Here is a 19,235-nt window from a genome sequence, read left to right as displayed (position 1 = left end):
ACTACTGACTGTAAGTATTTTGAATCTATAAATACTGTTTTAGATATTTAGTTTTATGAAAGCGACAAAATTATTGATAGTGTTTGTGACGCTTCTCATGGTAGGTACCGCATTTTATGGAATCATTGCCAGCGATACTCCCTTGGGACATAGTTCACAAAGTGGAAATGTAACTAGTGATGTAGCCAATAGTACTGCTATTAAATCTGGAGGGACAGCCATAGTTTTACCATCCCCTTATGAGTCATTCACTGATTCATTTAATCCTTTCAGCTCTTCTATATACCCTAATGGAGTCCAGTCATTAATATATGAACCAATGTTTCAGATTGATCCATTAAATGGCACCACGATTCCCTGGCTCGCGACTAGTTATGCATGGAGCAATGGAGATTTGACACTTACTGTGCATCTCAGACAGAATGTAACATTCAGTAATGGAATGAAATTCAATGCAAGTGATGTTGTCTTTACTTTTAACCTTATGAAGAAGTATCCTGCACTTGACTCATACTCTGTTTGGGATTATATCACTTCCGTAAGTGAGGTAAACCAATATGAAGTGCAGTTCACTTACAAGACACCAAATGTACCATCGTTTTACTACCTGAACTTAGTCCTAATTGTTCCAAAGCAGATCTGGCAAAATGTGTCAAATCCTGTGACATATACCAATCCAAAACCTGTTGGAACAGGTCCTTTCGTATTGACAAGTGTTTCTTCAAGTGAGATAGAATTAAGTGCTAATGCCCACTACTGGCAGCCTAATGAACCACATTTATCGCACATAGTTTATTATGCTTATACCAGTAACAATGCAGCAGACTTAGCGCTTGAAGATGGGCAGGTGTCATGGGGTGGTTTATTCATACCAGGACTTCAGAAATTATATGTGTCTAAAGACCCAGCTAATTATGGTTACTACTTTGGATATGAAACGCCAGTTGCCGAGCAGATGAACAATATGAGATTTCCATTAAACCAAACATTCTTCAGAGAAGCTATGGGTTTCGCTATTAACAGGACTAAACTTTACATGCAGGGTGAATATGGGTATGAAACACCAGCCCTTGGATTAAGTTTGATGGAATCCCAATCTTCAGTATTAAACAGTACAAATCTAAAATTAGCGAATTACCTTTCTCAATATAATGTATCTCTTGCCAAAAAAATATTAAGTGAACACGGATATACGTGGAATAGTAAAGGACAGTTGGTTGAACCAAATGGAACCCTAGTTCCAACGATGACAATAATGACTCCAGCTGGATGGACAGACTGGGATGCAGATATATCAATCATATCTCAGGAAGAGGCTGCCATAGGTATAACATTAACAGTTGTTACTCCGGTTTATAGCACTTTGTACAACGATATGCAAACTGGAAATTACTGGATAATTCAGTACTCCAACACCGAATGGGGGCCTAATCCATACTACGGGTTTTATGGTCAGTATTATGATGGTGGAAATGTAACTCCAATAGGCCAAACAGCAACAACTGACTGGGAAAGATTCAATTCCTCGACCGATGGTTTTTCCACATATTTACAGGAATATTCAAAGACCACAAACGTTAACGACCAAAACATACTTATAAATAAAATGGCAAGCATAATTATGAAAAACGACCCTGTTGTAACTACGGTTAACGCAGCTATATGGTATGAATACAACAACAAAACAATAGGAGGATTCCCAACTGCTAACAATAACTACTGGGTTGGGGCACCATGGCAAAACCCAGCACTTGAAGTTGTTGCACTTCACCTCTTCGATAGAGCAGATCAAAAACCATCCGTAACTGTTACACCATCAAAAACCCCAATATCTAACTACATCTATGGGATCATAGCTGCGATCGTTATAATTGCTGCAGTTGCTGTGTCCTATGCATATATAAATAAAAACAAAAAGGAGAAAAAATTTAACAAATAATTTTCTTTTATGAGTGAGAGTATGAGATATAAATTTTTTTTTGATAGAGTGGTTTACTTCATAGTTTTGTTTTTTATTACAGTTACTGTCGGATTTGCGCTCCCAAGATTAATTCCAGGTAATCCTGCCGAGGCCGTGATTGCAAGACTTTCAGCTAATGGAGCATATGTGAGCCCTACTCTGATTAAAGCAATAGACCTTGAACTAGGAATATCACATCAACCATTATATATTCAATACTTTAGTTACTTATCAAACTTGTTTCACGGAAATCTTGGTGTCTCTATCATATATTTTCCAGAGCCTGTCGCAACAATTATAGCAGACTCGTTCTGGTGGACTATTTTTCTTGTGGTTGTACCAATAGTCATATCATTTTATGTTGGAAACTATCTAGGAAGAGTGGCTGCATTATCCAGAGGTACATGGAAAGATTCTCTTTCAACACTCATCCCAATGTTCATGTATGGAATTCCAGCATTTGCGTTTGCAGTCATACTTATGCTAATATTTGCTGTTGACTTGAATGTTGTTCCAGCTTTAAATGCCTACAAACTGGGATTAACCCCAGGCTTAAATTTAACATTTATATCCAGTGTTGCCTATCATGCTATATTACCAGTTTCAACTCTTGTACTTACTACCCTGTCTGGTTGGGTTTTTGGTATGAGAAACAACATGGTAACCATTCTGAATAGCGATTTCCTTAAATTTTCTGAACTTATGGGCGTAAAGAAGAAATTAATGAGAAAGAATGCTACAAGAAACGCCATTTTACCAAACATGACTAGCTTTGGCATATCCATAGGAGTTTCTATAACTGGAGTTATACTAATACAACAGATTTTTTCATATCAAGGTCTGGGGGAATACCTTTATCAAGGAATTGAAGGTTTAGATTATCCACTTGTTAATGGTATTTTCATTGTTATAGTTTTGATCTCGTTAGTTGCTAACTTTATTACAGAAATATTATATGGAATAATGGACCCAAGAATTAGGAGTGATTCGCAATGACCTTATCACTCTCAAATTTAATTAAAAAATTTATAAATTCTGGAATTTTTTCGAACAAAAAATCATCAATTGGGTTTTTCCTCTTAATAGCATACATTTTATTGGCAATTTTTGGGCCCGACTTTTCGCCGTATTCACCAAGTTTTAATTCTTTCGCTATCAATTTGAGTCCAAGTTTTTCCCATATTTTAGGCACTAATGCGTATGGAGAAGATCTGTTTTCAAGATTCTTATATGGGGCTGCTCCCACTCTTGGTGTTGGTTTGGCAGTTGGTCTTGTATCAACTTTAATTTCTATTTTGGTTGGATTGAGTGCTGGTTTGATTGGTGGCAAAACAGATAAGATTTTAGATGGTCTTAGCTATGTTTTTGTCATAATCCCTGGAATCATGATTGTAATTATTATTGGTAGCTTATTTATTGGAATAGGGATCTCTTTCAGTTACATTGCTATCTTTTTGGCGTTATCGATTACTGGTTGGGCATGGGGTGCAAGAGTTTTAAGGTCTCAGACTAAGAGTCTTGCTACCAGAAATTTCATTAAATCGTCAAAACTTATAGGAGAGTCAAATTTAAGCATAGTATTCAGACAGATTATTAGAAATATGTTTCCATTGATAGTTAGCAATTTTTTCTTCGCTGCAATGTACGGAGTACTTGGATTAACATGGATAGAGTTCTTTGGTCTTGGTAACGTTGATTCTATCAACTGGGGAACAATGCTGTATTGGGCTATTAGCAATGAAGCATATCTTTCAGGTGAATGGTGGTGGTATATACCCGTTTCTATTGCGATCGGGGGTTTGGCGATGAGTTTTTCATTACTCAACAGTGGCTTTGATGAAATAGCAAATCCAACGCTGAGAGTTTATTCTAGGAAAAAAATCCAAAAGTCGTTAAAGAAAATAGGTGATAAGAATTGAAGTTTGAGGTTAAAAATATGATTTCCGGGTATCTGAGTGAATCAGGATTTGTAAAGATAATTGATGATCTCAGCTTTGAATTAATGGATGGGGAAATTTTAGGGATATCCGGAGAATCTGGCTCGGGTAAGACTACACTGCTTTATTCAATTTTTAACTCACTATCATATCCAGGGTATATACTGGGAGGAAACGTGGAAATAGATAATAAAGACATGTTAAAAATGAAAGAAGAGGAACTAAGAAAAGTAAGAGGAGAGTTTATTAGTTTTGTCCCACAAGGAACACAGAACTCTCTAAATCCCGTGAAAAAAATTATAGATCAGTTTATGGACATAATAGAGTCTCATGAAAGAGAAATGAATACTGAGGATTTACATAGAGTTCTTGATATTGTACATCTGGGTTATGATGTTCTTTATAGATATCCTCATGAAATAAGTGGTGGGATGAAACAGAGAGTCATAATCGCAATGGCACTGTTGTATTCACCCAAAATTATAATTATGGATGAACCTACCACAGGACTTGACGTGCTTGTTCAATATGAGATTTTAAAAACTATAAAAGAGATTCAAAAAAAACTGTCATTGTCTATAATTATAGTTACACATGATATTTCGGTACTTTTTCAGATATCAGATAGAGTACTGGTTCTATATGGTGGAAATATAATGGAAATGGGACCTTATAAGGCACTTCTTACAGATGCAAAACATCCATATACTAAATTACTTCTTGATAGCATTCCCACTATGTCTAAGTCAATAAACAAGTTAAATCCTATTCCGGGAGAGCCATTGGATTTCTCAGAAACGCCGAAAGGTTGTGTTTTTTCGGCAAGATGTCCTTTTGTGATTAATGAATGTAGAGAAAGAAGACCAATCCTAATAGAGGAAGATGGAACTAAATACAGTTGCATAAGATACCCAGATTGGAAAAAGGAGGCTATAAACAATGCACGTTCTAGAGCTTAAAGATGTAGTTAAACGATTTGATGTAAAGGGCAAAAGAGGATCTGAGAATTTTGTGGAAGTTCTCCATGGCATTAACATGTTTGTTGATAAGGCTGAAATAATTGGCTTGGTAGGGGCAAGTGGAAGTGGAAAGTCTACAATAGCTAATTTAATACTTAAGATGAACAGAATTACGGAAGGAAAATTGCTATACAATGAAAAGGATATAACAAATATTAAAGGAAAAGAATTAAAGGAATATCGGAGAAATGTTCAGCTTATTTTTCAAGATCCGTACTCATCTCTAGATCCAACACACAATGTAGACTGGCATATAAGACGCCCTTTAAAACTTAGAAATGCACAAAATATCGAGGAAACAATAAATGATATTCTAGCAGACGTATCTCTAATACCTCAGGAAAATTTCAGGTGGAAAATGCCACATGAACTTTCAGGAGGTTTAAGACAACGGGCATACATAGCAAGGGTTCTGGCAACGTCTCCGTCTCTATTGATAGCTGATGAACCGGTTTCCATGCTAGATGCCTCTATTAGAGCAACTATTTTAGAACTTTTTAAATATCTAAGAAATAAAAGAAAAGTTTCAATTCTGTATATAACCCATGATCTAAGCACAGTTAGTTACCTGACTGATAGACTTTACATCATTAATGATGGCAGAATTTTGGAATCTGGTAAGACAGCGGATGTTATCAGCTCTCCAAGTGAAGACTATACCAAGAAACTAATAGAAGCTGCACCTGATCCTTACAAAAGAATAGGTTAAAAATCTTTTTAACATAAGATCATGCCACATTTTTTATAGAGTTTAAATGGAAAAATATTGCTTTTTCAGGCTAAGGCTTTTTTAAATATCATACGAATCTTTAATATCAGTCTAACTAACTTTTTCCAATAACAGTGAACGACTTTTCTCGTGGTAAAGGCTCACTTATATTTGAATATATAAAGATTTTTTCTTTAATTTTAAAAAGCAACCATAGGAGAATCATATTATAAAGTAAGTATATATTTGGAATTGTTTAAATAAGATAGAGTCTTTAAACCCTAAAGGTTTTCCCGACTCTGAGATTAAATTCTATGAACATTTATTTAGTAAATTTCCGCGAATGGTTGCAAAATATTATTAGGTTGTTTAAGGCTATCAATTTATGGTTGAAGAAGAAATTTTTGAAGAACTTGAAAGGTTCCATCTTTCAAAGTATGAGATTAAAGCTTATTCCTGCCTTTTGTTAAACGGTGCAATGAAACCAACGGATATAATAAAAGAAACGGGAATTCCACAACCTAGGATTTACGACATACTTGGTAAACTTCAAAGGAAAGGGTTGGTAATTATTAGTTCAAGACTAAAAAAATCTTATGAAGCAGTCATGCCAGAGGAGGCTTTTAAGTCAGAACTGGATGATATGAAGAAATACTTATCCAGCCTTGAAGACTACGTTAAGAAAAGTAGAAAGAATTTCCCTGTTAGGGTTCCTAATATGCTATTTATCCAAAATAGTAGCACCGCTGAAAATAAATTAGAAAATGCTATAGAAAATGCAGAGTCTGAGATTCTTTTTTCTTTACCGAGCGAAAAAATAATGACGCTTATATCTAGCTTAAAAAAGGCACATCAGAATGGGGTTACCCTATGTTTCGTTTTAAATAACAACCTAGATAGAAAGATAATTGACATTATCTCAGAAATAGGAATACTCAAAACGAGTGAAATGACTAACGCAGAGATGGTAATAATTGACAGAAAGATTTCTTTCTTTAATGGAAGATCCGTTTCACTCGAATCAAACTATTCAGTCTTCTTGCAGGAAGATGAACTAATGGATATAATGAGTTATTATTATTTTTTTATGAACTGGCTTCCAGCAAATTATATTATCGATTTTAATTTCTACAAACACGAATTTAAAGTGACCACTTCTTGGCTAGCATGTGATGCCATAGAGAACCTAATGGCTAAGGGAAAACGTCTTCGAGCTACGGTACTTGGAGTGATGAATGAAGAAATTATAACAATAGGAGGTGATGTTATTTCAATAACAAGAATTCCTGGTAAAATACAATCATTTAACATTTTGAGTGAAAATGGTGAAATTACAGTCGGAGGAAGAAATGGGAAACTGGAACAAGTAAAGATGATCGATGTCACTTTTTACATAATACATTAATTTGTGTGTTTGATTAAGATTACAAAATATCACCAGTTGTTAATTTTTCATTTTTCTCCCAAGTATTACCAGAAGCAATTAATCTTAGTAGTATTTGCAAATATATTTATGATAAAGACCGATTCTAAAATATGTTTAAGGATGGCTTTTTGCTTGGATTTTCTCTCGCAGGTTTTCAATCTGAAATGGGTATTAGTGATAATGACGAAAATTCAGACTGGTGGAAATGGGTTCACGATGAAAACAACATAAAGACAGGTTTAGTTTCTGGGGACCAACCAGAAACTGGTGTTGCATATTGGGATCTTTATAAAACATACAATCAAATGGCTAGGTCACTTGGTTCTAATGCGTTTAGGTTAGGGGTAGAGTGGACAAGACTTTTTCCAAAAGCTACTCCTGAGATTAAGGTAGACGTTGAACAAAACAATGACGATATAATATCCATAAATGTAACTGAAAAAATATTAAATGATATGGATAATGTTGTAAATAAGAAAGCGCTGCAACACTATAAGGAAATATTTGAAAACGTTAAGGAAAATGGAATGAAGCTAATAATAAATGCTTATCACTGGCCATTGCCTCTTTCGTTGCATGATCCAATAATTTCTAGAAAAAATGGACTCAAGAATGAACAGAATGGCTGGCTGAATCACAGGACTGTTATTGAGTTTGTAAAGTATTCAGCTTATTTGGCATGGAAATTTGATTATATAGCAGATCAGTTTTCAATTATGAATGAACCCAACGTGGTTTTTGGAAATGGATATTTCAACGTCAAAACTGGTTTTCCACCGGCATACCCTTCAATTGAAGCAGGAAACCTCGCTAAAAAACATATTATAGAAGCAATTGGAAGAGCTTACGACGAAATGAAAAAGTTTACTAAGCAACCAATTGGATTGATTTACGCAAACGCAGATCTGGTACCAGAGAAAGAGAATGACAAGGAAGCTACAAAAATGGCTCTTTTCAATGAAAGGCATTCATTTTTTAATTCTCTGATTTTTGGAGACATGAAATGGGCGAAAATCATAAACGAAGCCAAAGAGTTTAAAGAGAAATCAGAAGAAAGAAGAGAAGACCTGAAAGGAAAACTGGACTGGATAGGAGTGAATTATTACACCAGGAACGTAATAGCTAGCAAAGAAAGTGGATATGTAACTGTGAAAGGTTATGGTCACAACGCAGTAGCTGGAATGAAAAGTAAAGCTGGACGTGAAGTGAGCGATTTTGGATGGGAATTGTATCCAGAGGGACTATACCACGTTCTTAAAGATTACCATGAACACTATGGGCTTCCTATGATCGTAACTGAGAATGGTATTGCTGATTCAACTGATTCGCTGCGACCAAAATATCTTGTTTGTCATCTTTACGAAGTGGAAAAGGCAATTAAGGATGGTATGGATATTAGAGGATACCTTCATTGGTCACTTTTAGACAACTACGAATGGTCATCTGGTTTTGGGATGAAATTTGGTTTACTTGGCGTTGATCAAGAGACTAAAAAGATTCAAATGCGACCAAGCGCGTTAGTTTTTAAGTACATTTCTGAACACAGAGGCATACCGGAAGATTTAGAATGGATGGTAAAATAAAATAGGAAATGTTAGGACACTTAAAACATTTTTATACTGTGTAAATAGAGGTAGAGTGTATGAAGTATAGGACTATTGGAAAAACGGGAATTAAAGTATCAGAAATAGGGTTTGGGGCCTGGGCCATAGGTGGAACTTGGGGGAAAGTGAATGATGATGAATCAAGGAAGGCTCTTAATGCCGCAGTGAACAGTGGTATAAATTTCTTTGATACTGCTGACGTTTATGGAGATGGTAGATCTGAAAGACTTGTTGGAGAGCTAAAGAAAGAATATGGGGATCAGGTCCATATTGCTACAAAGGCAGGAAGAAGATTAAATCCGCACACTGCTGTAGGTTACAACTACGAAAATATAAAAGGATTTATTGAAAGAAGTCTCAAAAATTTGAATCTTAGAGAAATTGAATTACTTCAACTACACTGCCCACCATGGGAAGTATATTATAATCCCGAAGTTTTTGATTCCATGGATAGATTGAAGGAGGAGGGGTTAATTCTGAATTATGGTGTGAGTGTTGAAAAGGTTGAAGAAGCCATAAAAGCTTCAGAATATCCAGGTGTTTCTTCGGTCCAGATTATATTTAATATGTTCAGACAAAGACCATCAGATTATTTCTTTAACCTTGCAGAGAAGAAGAATATCGGTATAATTGCTAGAGTTCCGTTGGCATCAGGACTATTGACCGGAAAATTTACAGGAAAAGAGGAGTTTGAGGAGGATGATCACAGAAGATTTAACAGGAATGGAGAGGCTTTCGATAGAGGAGAAACTTTTGCAGGTGTTGATTTCAAAACTGGTATAGAAACTGTGAATGAACTAAGGAAATACATACCAAATGGATTTACAATGACTGAATTTGCTCTAAAATGGATTCTAATGCACAGACAGGTTTCAACTGTAATTACAGGGGCTAAAACGATTAAACAGATATTAGAAAATGCACATGCCTCGGAAATGCCAGATTTAAATGATAATACAATGAAAATAGTTAATGAGATGTATGAACAAAAAATAAAACCCTTGGTGCATCAGTACTGGTAAAGAGTGGATTTATCAGTTGGCTATGTGATGTTAATTGATAATTTATTTTCCATTGTCTACTTAAATTTGTTTCTTTTTCAATGAAACCTTTTTAAGCACTCATGGTTCTGAAATAAATGCATTTTCAAAAAAAAACTTCCTAGGATGATCTTAAAGGAAATACATATCTTATAATTATGATATTTTAAGGTTCTTTTAATTGCTCGTTTTATTGTAATAATAGATTTTTTGTGCTGTTGTGATATTATCACAGGTCACATCATCTTAAAAACTGCTGTGTATACATTGCTCTTTCTTTAAAAAAATCACCTTTCATATTTTGAGCTTATATCCAGTCCGCTTGAGGAGAGTGATAAAGCAACAAGATGTGCACTGTTCCCAATAACATATACCATGTCCAGTATGTATAAATATTCAGTAACATCGTTGTTCAAGAAAGCAAGAATATTGATAACCAGAATAACTATAGAAATTATGCCAACAGTAATAATTGCATAGATGCTCTTTTTCATCGAGTTATTACTTACAGGTGCATAATAAACCTATCCCTTACTCTGAAAGACAGACTTTGATGACTCAAGGAGTTTGTATCTAATTTTAAAAATGAAATAAAACACAACCAATTTGACCATTAAGAGAATCTTCGGGTGCTTGGAATTGATGTGAAACCATATACGATCTTTGGTCAAGTAACATCAAGAAGTTAATTGCAAGATATAATGAGATAATCTAGTACTGGATATAAAATTGCTATAAGATTAAAACAGAATTTGCAGTAATATAAAGAAAGCTTTATGATTTTGTATTGAGAATAACATGTAACAACAAATCTTCAGAAAATCTGAAAGGTTTAACATAGGCTTTGTTGTTGAAATCAAAAACTGATGCCAAATAAAAAAATAGGAGGTCCTATTGACCTGCCATGTGAAGAGGTTTATATTTCCCTGTTCTTTATTTCAATACCTGTCATATCTCCTGATTGACAGGTAAAATAAGGCCACCGAAATTCCTACTATGGATGACAGGAATATTATGGGAGATAGATCAAAAATTGAGAGATGATTCAACATTACAACTCCACTGGTTGGACTTCTAAGGAAATAGCTATTCAGTTCCTCTACATTGAGAACGGGTAATATGCCGCTCATCACATTCAGGGTTCTTATATTATCAAGCACTGGCTTAAATAGAGAGTTATCTGTATTAAATGGCAAAAAAGAACCTAATTCAAGTATGGATTGCAGGATAGAAGAGATTATGGGATACCCCAATACCAGGAATAATGTTAGGAATGTTTTAGGGGTTGATCTGCCTATGAAATAGGTACCTACGAGGAGATAAATGGATGCAAATACTGTATATGCAGCAAGACTAAATAAATAGATATAGAGAAAAGCAAGACCTGAAAGAGAATATTTTAACACTGCTTCTGAAATGACATATGTGGCAAGAAACGCAAAACCCTCAAATATTGACATAGTGATGAGGGATGAGGTGAATTCAATCATTACTGTGTGCCATCTCTTTCTGGGCAGTGACAGATAATACTTATAAACAGAGGGGTTGAACATTGGTACAAATAGCATTAACACCATAAAAACAGCTACCAGAAGCATTATCTCAGAGCCGGTATTGCCAAGTAATCCCACCAGGGAAATTACTGATAATGATGAGGAAAAAAGACTACTTCTAAAATTAGTACTCATAAATGTTCCATTAATAAAGAATGTTACATTGTATGCTTCATTCATTGATAGAACAAGTTGCTCGTTTGAGTTAAATGCATAAATCTTATTGTATGAATAATTTCCCAGATAGACCATTGGTCCCACTGAATTATTTTGCTGAGGATTATACAGGTGGTAAGATAGGTTGTAAATTCCCCCTTTAGGTCCCTGAACTAAAATGACTGGGGAAAGCCCGTAATATCCTAAAAGATAAGAGGGCAGGTAAGCTATGTACATGTTACTCGTTGTGTTTTTATTTTTCGTGTTTATAATTTGATAAGAGCTGAAGCCGAATCTGTCATCCTTTTGGTTTGCCAACTGATATCCCTTAGTATTAAGCACGGAATAGTTTTCTACACAGTAGTATAAAATTGAATATTCCTTGTTATCATATATCTTTGGTGAAAGTGACATTAAATATGAATTATTGAGTGTGAAATTACCCTGATTGCCTGTCTTTTGCACGAAATATATATTGAAGGATGTGAAGCTTTTGACTATTAAATTTTGGGCTTGGACAGACACGTTAAGTTTCATTGACAAATTCACACCAGGATCCAGTCTGTTATTTAGTAAGTAATATGTTTGAGGAGGACTACTGCTTAGATTGGAAAGTCCTATGAATGTGGGTCTCAAATCATTAGGGCCATTAGGGCAGCTTAGAAGGAACATGTTTGAGTCACTTGTTGGAATGGAACTATTTTCTATGAGAATAGCTGGAAAGATTAGTACGCATACCAGTGAAAGAGAAATGATCACTCTTGGCTTCATTTTTGAGCGAATTGAATTTAATATGTCTTTGACAGCATTCATGGGAAACTATTGAAATATTTCACTTATATAATAAAGTTTTTTATTAGTTTATTTTATATATTTTTCAACACATTATGAAATTTTGTTTCGCAAAAAGCCTTTTATTATAATGAAATTATTTGTTTTTAGTAACCCAGTGAATTTATCCTAATTTCGTGATCGAAATTTTTGATTATTTCATCCAGATCTTTTATTATACGGTCTCTGATTGCAATGTTTGGTGTGATTCCCTGTTCATTTAAACCAAGTACTATACCTCCGACTGCAACATGATATCCGTTGAAAAATTTGATTTTGCACCTGACACTGGAAGAAATCCTTTCCCGGATTATGGACCCGGCAATCATTGTACCTCCAAGTACAGAAACTTCAGGACATTCATCGAAAAATTTGAGCATTGAGTTCACGATCATCGCATCATAGTCCGCTGCATTTTTAATGATTTCCATGGCATATTTTTCCCCATTTCTGGCCATTTCAACTACCTTTGGACTTAGCAATGCTACCTTTCTCTTGCTACGATCTCTTTCAAGTGAACCCACAACTTCCTTGAAATCCTCACCGAAATGCCCTGACACAAGGTCAACAAAGTCAGTTCCTTCCAGTATTCCATCCATCTGCCTTTCCGCGGTTCTGATTGCTTCTTTTCCTATCCATGAGGCTGAACCCTCATCACCAGCAAACCATCCCCAACCACCAATCCTTTTTATTTTTCCATCTTTCTGGAACATGCCAACACTACCAGTACCTGGTGCAAACACTACTCCATCACTGAACATGTTTGACATTCGGTATGCAACAAATCCATCATTCTCTATCCTCAGGTCTTCCCTTTGAAAAATGCTCCATAGCATTTTTTCTCCCCGTTCTGTTGCTTCTGTTGAATCTCCGATTCCTGCTAATCCTATTATAATTCTTACCTTGTCAGATTTACTAATACCACTCTTATTTTCTATCTGTTTAATTGCACTTCGTATATTTTCTGAGGCTGTAGTTTCAGGTACAGCTGTAAAGTTAGATGGTCCAGCCAGACCTACAGATAATAACTTCATGGAACCCTCGTCGAAAAGAAGTGCACATGTTTTTGTGGCTCCGCCGTCTATTGAAAGAATCATCTTTGGTAATCTAAACATGTCTTATATTTTTTATATAGTGAGTGCCGTAAATTTTAAAAAAATATATTCCTTAGATCATATAATATTTTATATTAATCTCGAAATGCAGAAATACGATTCTATTGCCAGCCATTGCGTTAATTAAAGCAGATAAGAGTTATAATGGAATTAGTGGATACAGGTAACATGGCTGGTAATAGTTTTATTGAAAGGATAGACCCTAAAGAAAGGCCGGAAGAAGCGAAATTTTCCATCCAAAACATGGATACGAACGAAGACCCAATGTCGAATTTTTTCAGATTCGCTAACGGAAAATGGATAGATACACACCCAATTCCTCCTGACAAATCCTCATGGGGAGGATTCATGGAGCTCAGAGACAGAAATATATACATCCTGGGAAAGATACTTGAAAAATGTGCGCTTGATGATGGAAAGAAAAGAGGTATAGAAAAAATGGTTGGTGACTTCTATATTTCCATAATGGATCAGATGAAACTGGAGGAGAAAAAATTTGATCCCATAAAGCCCATAATGGAAAAGATAAACAAAGTAAGGGATAAAAATGAGATGGTGGAAGTTTCTCAATACCTCCATTCAAATGGCATAGGAAATTTCTTTTCAGTCTTTTCAATGCCAGATGAAAAGAACAGTTCGGTCTACGCATTCTATATTTATCAGGGTGGACTTTCACTGCCAAACAGGGATTATTATATTCAGGATTCATTCCAGAAGACAAGGGATGAGTTTGTAGCCCATATGCAGAACATGTTTACCATGTATGGATACTCCCCTATGGAGTCAAAGGATTCCGCAGAAAAGGTAATGAAAATAGAAACTTACATAGCAAAGGCAAGCAGACCTCAGGCAGATCTAAGAGATTCTGAAAAGAACTATAACAGAATACCATACAGTGAACTAAATGAAAAGTTCAGCAGGTTAAACCTTGTAAAATACCTGGAAATTTCCCAGGTACCTAAAACTGAATACATAGTTGTTGGGCAGCCTGAAGTTCTAGATGCCATGGAAAAAATGCTGGAAGAGTATTCTCTGGAAGACCTGAAAACGTATCTCAAATGGAACACAATTAACTACGCTGCACCTTATTTACACGAGGCCGCTGAGATGGAACATTTTGATTTCTTCAACAGGAAACTACTGGGACAGGAAGTGCCAGAAAAAAGATGGAAAAAAGCAGTGAATATTGTAGACAGATCCATAGGTGAGGCTCTTGGAGAACTATATGTGGAACAGGAATTTGGTAAGGAAGCAAGAGAAAGAATGCAAACAATGGTAGATGATATACGATCTGTCTTTGAGGAGAAACTTAAGAATTTGCCCTGGATGAGTGATGTAACAAAGAAAAAGGCACTTGAAAAATTCAGTAAGTTCAGGGCAAAGATCGGGTATCCATCGAAGTTCATTGATTATTCGTCCATTGATATAAGAAAGGATGATCTTCTTGGGAATGTTATGAGATCTGAAAATTTTGAGTTTAGAAGAGAGGCATCAAGAATCGGTGAACAGGTTGACAAAGAACTCTGGCTAATGACGCCTCCCACAGTAAATGCCTATTTTTCCCCAACAGAAAATGAGATAGTATTCCCTGCAGGTATACTTCAACCACCATTCTTTGATGCTACCATGGATGATGCGGTAAATTATGGTGGAATTGGAGGAGTTATCTCACATGAAATTACCCATGGGTTTGACGATCAGGGAAGAAGATATGATATGGATGGAAACCTAAAGGACTGGTGGACAGAGGAAGATGCAAAGAAATTTACAGAAAGAGCAGACGAGGTTGTAAAACTATACGATTCTCTTGAGGTTTTACCTGGTCTCCATGTTAACGGAAAACTTACTCTGGGAGAAAATATCGCAGATCTTGGCGGGGTTAGTATTGCGTTTGAAGCATTACAGAGAAGATTGAGGAAAAACCCAGAACTTAATAAGAAGATAGATGGCTTCACACCGGAGCAGAGGTTCTTTTTATCCTGGGCTCAGATATGGAGAGGAAACAACAGGGAACCAGAGATCAGGAGAAGAATATCTATAGATCCACATTCTCCCAATGTGTTCAGGGGTTCCATACCTGTTATGAATCATGAAAAATTTGATTCCTCATTTGTTGAACTTTCCAGGGTCAAGAAGGGACTGGCTAAGAAGATATTCATCTGGTAAACCATATTTTCAATAACTTTTTTTTATTTTTCTAAGTGCTATTGGTTCAAATTTTGAACTTATATACCTTTTTAATACATTCCATGATATTTCATGTTTATGATTGAAATCCATAATGTAACGGCCTCATATGAGGGTGCTGAAAAGAGGTTAGCACTTAAGAACATAAGTTTCTCCATTGGAAAGGAAAAGGCTGTAGTGATTGGACCTAATGGTTCTGGAAAAACAAGCGTTATAAAACTTATTCTTGGTATTCTTGAAAAAACAGAGGGAGAAGTCACGGTTGATGGTGTGGATACGAATGAAATTCATGACTACCTTGGTCTTTCAACAAATCTTGCCGATGTTTACAAATTAATGGGTGGAACAGTTTCTGACACAATTGGGATCTTTGCAGAGCTAAAAAATAGTGATCCTTCTAATGCGTTAAAACTGATTGACCATTTTCAGCTAGGAAGCATTCTAAGGAAGAAACTTTTCCAGCTTAGCTCTGGAGAACAGAAGATGATAGGAAATATCCTTGCCATGAGCTTTTCTCCTTCCATAATACTACTGGACGAACCCTTCGATAATGTTGACCAGTCAAGAAGGATAAAATTGATAAGACTACTGAAGGAAGTGAAATCTGATATCCTTCTGAACACTCATGAATTAAACCTGCTGAATTATCTTGATGGTTGGTCCCTCTACTTCATACTTGATGGGCAGATTTATGGTAAATTCAATACGGGTATGCTGAAAGAACTTTACGTATCGAAAGGAGATGTTCCTGGAAACCTGGGATTGATCGAATCTGATATTGGAAAATTTTCCATAACAATTAATGGTGGAGATGTACCAATTTCATCTGTCAGTAATCTTAACTCTCTCTTTGATGAGGTGTCCCTGTGATAGTCAGATATGACATAAAAAGCCTTCTCACAAATAAATCCCTTCTGGGATGGTCCATAGGCTTCATGTTCTTCTGGATAGTAATGGGGGCTTACCTGCTTGATGGTACCTCTAGCTTTTCTACACACAACAGTAGCCTGGAATACACTTCAGGATGGTTTGCGTTTATAGGACTTATAGCCGGATCGGTACTCTCTACCTCCATAGCCTATTCAGTATACTATGCAAATTCCTCACTGATATATTCCTTCAAATTTACAGTTTTGAAACCGTTTAATTACCTTTACAATTTTGTGGTATCTTCTGCCATAGTGAGTCTTATTATTGGAGCTGTTCTTACAGCACTTATAATTATTGTTTTCAGCCTAAGGGCCGGATATTTGATCTATCCTGTGGAAGTACCGGAGACCATAGGACTTTTTGTTTTAACGGGAGTATTTATGTTACTGCTCGCAGTGTTCTTCGTAATCGCAGCAAACAACTACATTGGTCTGAAAAATATATCATTTGTAATGCTGTTGCCGCAGCTATTATCCTATTTGTTCGGATTTAGCGCTCTCGATGTTGGCCTTCCGTCATATATTGTCTATGGTTCACCATTTACTGCTATTCTGAGACTGTTCCTACAGGCATTCTATGGAAGAGAACTTCCACTTAACATGGTGACATTAGCAGGTGGAAACGTAAACGGTTATCTTTTGGTGGGGTCTATGGTTATATGGTTACTTGCCCTGTTGGGACTGGATATGATTCTCGTGAAGAGGATAAAGTACAGATCTATTGAGGAGGCGAGGAGAGTGTGACTGAAAATGAATTAACTCAGGCAATAGATCAGATAAAAACTGCCAGCATGAATGCAGTAAGGCTGGACAGGAGGATACTCAAGAAGACGTGGGGTTTTTACTATATGATCTGGGCAACAGCGATTACACTTTTTTCAACCATATATATTCCTCTGGAAAATATATCCAACACAGTATATCAGGATATACTTTTTTTCACTGCCTACGGAATCGTTTTCATAGTTGCAATATTTGTTACGATGACTTTATTCAGGAGAGCCTATATGATAGGACAGATAAACTCTGGTTTTAAAGGAAAAAACAGGAGAAACGAAATTAGGAGCATATCCATCAACGTGTTGCTCTTCATCCTAATTCTTTTCCTTGCCTCAGGTATTCTAAAATACCCAGAAGGAGTGATTGGACTGTTCTTTGTTTTAGTACTGATTTATATTGGTATGCTGGGCGGTATAAAACAAAGCATGGGAAAGATTCCATTTGAGGGTTATCTGTCATCTGGGGCCTTTCTCTTCAGTGCTGTGTCGAGTACAGTATCCTTATTCCTTAACTATGGCTATTTGGTATACGGACTACTATGGCTGGTTTCTTCAGCCATGTGGTTCCTATCTGGATACATCTCCCTGAGAGACTACAGGAAAATGGTGAATGGAGCGGATGAAAGTCTAAGGGTTGATTGAATTGGGTGATGAGAGAGTTGCACAGCTCCTTGAGAAACTGGGAAATAACTTGAAGGAACCAGTTATGAAGTCCACTGCAAGACTGATAATACTGCTCTCACTGGCAATCAACGGAAGGATGAATCTCAAGGAACTAATGGCAGTTACATCCTGTGGAAAGGGGAGTCTGAGCAATCATCTGGATAAACTTCAGGAGAGTGGATTGGTGTCTGTGAAGACTGTTCTTAAGAGGAAAGGCCCCAGTATCTCAGTAACAATTACTGATAAGGGAAAGGAGGCATATTCCACCTATGCTGAATTGATGAAACTAATTTTCAAAGAGAAGTAGTTTTCACCCAGTGCAGGTTGATTATGGTAACAGCAATGAAAAACCCTATTTACCCTGTAATTATCCGATCCTCTATACAGGAAATAAGATGATCAATGTTGAGATTATAAAAGTGAGAGGGAAAAGGAAATACATGGTTCTGAGATTAAAAAGTGATGGCGCCTTTTCTCTCAGAGTATCCAGTCATCTGACATCCTCCCACAGCTAAAGCTTGTGAGGTTCCTGCTTCATTGACAGTGCCCCTTTCATCCGATCCAGAGGGCTTACTCCATCTCTCACTATCCCTTTCGGGCAGCTTATCAGGCTTCAAATCCCGCATGCCCTGCGGTACTGGATTAGATACACTTTCTACCATATTAAGAGTTTCGCATTCATCCCACGACTTAAGTCGTGGGCTTTCTGCTTAAACGGTGGTAACAGGCACTCAGATTGATATTTTTCTGGACACAAACGCCAGTTGGATGAGAAAAACAAAGGAAAAATTTGACAAAGCGATAGAAATGAAGAAAAATGTCAGATTTGAGGATGGGGAGAAACATCTGCTATTTGGAAAAGAGTATGAGATTAAGATAGTAAAGGATAGTAAATGTTTATCCTTCGATGGTTTTTTCAATCTTTCAGAGAACTGTAAGGACAAAGGAAGAAAGGTTTTCAAGCATTTCTACCGTAATGCATTACAAAGTTATTTTGATGAGAGATTAAATGCATTTTCCAGCAGAATAAACTGTAATTACTCCTCATTTTCTGTAGGAAGTGCAACAAGAACGTGGGGGAGCTGTAGTAACAAAACCATATTAAGATTCACGCTTCTACTGGCAATGGCTCCTGTTGGAGTAATAGATTACGTGATCATCCATGAGCTTGTTCATACAAAAATTGCTGCCCATGGAAAGTTGTTCTGGAATGAGGTGGAAAAAATTATGCCGAACTGGAAAGAAAAGAGAAAATGGCTCATGGAAAACCGTGACCTACTTTTATCTTACGTATAAAGCAATGCCTGATATTAAATAAGAAAATAGT

Annotated in this window: 18 protein-coding genes and 1 pseudogene; 16 read left to right on the top strand and 3 right to left on the bottom strand. The window is 36.3% G+C overall.

The annotated features are described in order from the left end of the window. The first annotated feature begins 55 nt into the window (after positions 1 to 55). From CSP5_RS00735 to CSP5_RS00695, 9 genes and pseudogenes are all read left to right on the top strand, one after another. A complete protein-coding gene (locus CSP5_RS00735; protein WP_148689454.1) occupies positions 56 to 1,939 on the top strand; it encodes an ABC transporter substrate-binding protein in 1,884 nt (627 codons plus the stop codon). A gap of 9 nt (positions 1,940 to 1,948) precedes the next feature. Beyond that, the gene (locus CSP5_RS00730) at positions 1,949 to 2,956 is read left to right on the top strand and encodes an ABC transporter permease (protein WP_241869824.1); all 1,008 of its coding nucleotides are present in this window, start codon (positions 1,949 to 1,951) and stop codon (positions 2,954 to 2,956) included. Beyond that, positions 2,953 to 3,069, top strand: a pseudogene (locus CSP5_RS10020) (hypothetical protein); the annotation flags it as partial. The gene CSP5_RS00730 and the pseudogene CSP5_RS10020, both read left to right, overlap by 4 nt. Positions 3,070 to 3,219: 150 nt before the next feature. Then, positions 3,220 to 3,879 carry an ABC transporter permease gene (locus tag CSP5_RS00725; protein ID WP_241869822.1) on the top strand — a complete coding sequence of 220 codons (660 nt, stop codon included), beginning with the start codon at positions 3,220 to 3,222 and terminating at the stop codon, positions 3,877 to 3,879. A gap of 17 nt (positions 3,880 to 3,896) precedes the next feature. Beyond that, positions 3,897 to 4,856: an ABC transporter ATP-binding protein gene (locus tag CSP5_RS00720; RefSeq protein ID WP_148689452.1), complete on the top strand. Its 960-nt coding sequence runs from the start codon at positions 3,897 to 3,899 to the stop codon at positions 4,854 to 4,856. Further along, positions 4,837 to 5,625: an ABC transporter ATP-binding protein gene (locus CSP5_RS00715; protein ID WP_148689451.1), complete on the top strand. Its 789-nt coding sequence runs from the start codon at positions 4,837 to 4,839 to the stop codon at positions 5,623 to 5,625. Before CSP5_RS00720 ends, CSP5_RS00715 begins: the two co-directional genes overlap by 20 nt. Before the next feature lie 385 nt (positions 5,626 to 6,010). Continuing rightward, positions 6,011 to 7,030, top strand: coding sequence for a TrmB family transcriptional regulator (locus CSP5_RS00710; protein ID WP_148689450.1), 1,020 nt, complete (start codon positions 6,011 to 6,013; stop codon positions 7,028 to 7,030). Between the two features lie 131 nt (positions 7,031 to 7,161). Beyond that, complete coding sequence (bgaS, locus tag CSP5_RS00700; protein ID WP_148689448.1) at positions 7,162 to 8,634, top strand: beta-galactosidase BgaS; 1,473 nt, start codon at positions 7,162 to 7,164, stop codon at positions 8,632 to 8,634. A 59-nt stretch (positions 8,635 to 8,693) separates the two neighbouring features. Further along, positions 8,694 to 9,677, top strand: a complete 984-nt coding sequence (locus tag CSP5_RS00695) for an aldo/keto reductase (protein WP_148689447.1) — start codon at positions 8,694 to 8,696, stop codon at positions 9,675 to 9,677. Positions 9,678 to 9,982: 305 nt separating this feature from the next. Here CSP5_RS00695 and CSP5_RS00690 read toward each other — a convergent pair whose 3' ends face one another. The 3 genes from CSP5_RS00690 to CSP5_RS00680 form a co-directional block, all read right to left on the bottom strand. After that, positions 9,983 to 10,189, bottom strand: coding sequence for a hypothetical protein (locus CSP5_RS00690; protein WP_148689446.1), 207 nt, complete (start codon positions 10,187 to 10,189; stop codon positions 9,983 to 9,985). Positions 10,190 to 10,633: 444 nt separating this feature from the next. Beyond that, a complete protein-coding gene (locus CSP5_RS00685) occupies positions 10,634 to 12,217 on the bottom strand; it encodes a hypothetical protein (RefSeq protein ID WP_148689445.1) in 1,584 nt (527 codons plus the stop codon). Between the two features lie 125 nt (positions 12,218 to 12,342). Continuing rightward, positions 12,343 to 13,332, bottom strand: coding sequence for a BadF/BadG/BcrA/BcrD ATPase family protein (locus CSP5_RS00680; RefSeq protein ID WP_172399366.1), 990 nt, complete (start codon positions 13,330 to 13,332; stop codon positions 12,343 to 12,345). A gap of 162 nt (positions 13,333 to 13,494) precedes the next feature. Between CSP5_RS00680 and CSP5_RS00675 the strand changes: the two genes are divergently transcribed. The 7 genes from CSP5_RS00675 (at position 13,495) to CSP5_RS00645 (ending at position 19,204) form a co-directional block, all read left to right on the top strand. After that, the gene (locus tag CSP5_RS00675) at positions 13,495 to 15,516 is read left to right on the top strand and encodes a M13 family metallopeptidase (protein ID WP_148689443.1); all 2,022 of its coding nucleotides are present in this window, start codon (positions 13,495 to 13,497) and stop codon (positions 15,514 to 15,516) included. A 99-nt stretch (positions 15,517 to 15,615) separates the two neighbouring features. After that, the gene (locus tag CSP5_RS00670) at positions 15,616 to 16,407 is read left to right on the top strand and encodes an ATP-binding cassette domain-containing protein (protein ID WP_172399365.1); all 792 of its coding nucleotides are present in this window, start codon (positions 15,616 to 15,618) and stop codon (positions 16,405 to 16,407) included. Beyond that, positions 16,404 to 17,210 (top strand): hypothetical protein, encoded by an 807-nt coding sequence (locus tag CSP5_RS00665; protein WP_021789374.1) that lies wholly within the window; start codon positions 16,404 to 16,406, stop codon positions 17,208 to 17,210. The genes CSP5_RS00670 and CSP5_RS00665 overlap by 4 nt, the downstream gene beginning before the upstream one ends. After that, positions 17,207 to 17,887, top strand: coding sequence for a hypothetical protein (locus tag CSP5_RS00660; RefSeq protein WP_021789375.1), 681 nt, complete (start codon positions 17,207 to 17,209; stop codon positions 17,885 to 17,887). Before CSP5_RS00665 ends, CSP5_RS00660 begins: the two co-directional genes overlap by 4 nt. Position 17,888: 1 nt before the next feature. After that, a complete protein-coding gene (locus tag CSP5_RS00655; RefSeq protein ID WP_148689441.1) occupies positions 17,889 to 18,215 on the top strand; it encodes a transcriptional regulator in 327 nt (108 codons plus the stop codon). A 10-nt stretch (positions 18,216 to 18,225) separates the two neighbouring features. Further along, positions 18,226 to 18,423: a hypothetical protein gene (locus tag CSP5_RS00650; RefSeq protein ID WP_148689440.1), complete on the top strand. Its 198-nt coding sequence runs from the start codon at positions 18,226 to 18,228 to the stop codon at positions 18,421 to 18,423. A 202-nt stretch (positions 18,424 to 18,625) separates the two neighbouring features. Continuing rightward, positions 18,626 to 19,204, top strand: coding sequence for a M48 family metallopeptidase (locus CSP5_RS00645; RefSeq protein ID WP_148689439.1), 579 nt, complete (start codon positions 18,626 to 18,628; stop codon positions 19,202 to 19,204). Positions 19,205 to 19,235: the final 31 nt, after the last annotated feature.

This window comes from Cuniculiplasma divulgatum, assembly GCF_900083515.1.
In the GTDB taxonomy this organism is placed as follows: domain Archaea; phylum Thermoplasmatota; class Thermoplasmata; order Thermoplasmatales; family Thermoplasmataceae; genus Cuniculiplasma; species Cuniculiplasma divulgatum.
The sequence above is the reverse complement of the archived record's forward strand: the minus strand, read 5'-3'. Positions and strand labels throughout refer to the sequence as shown.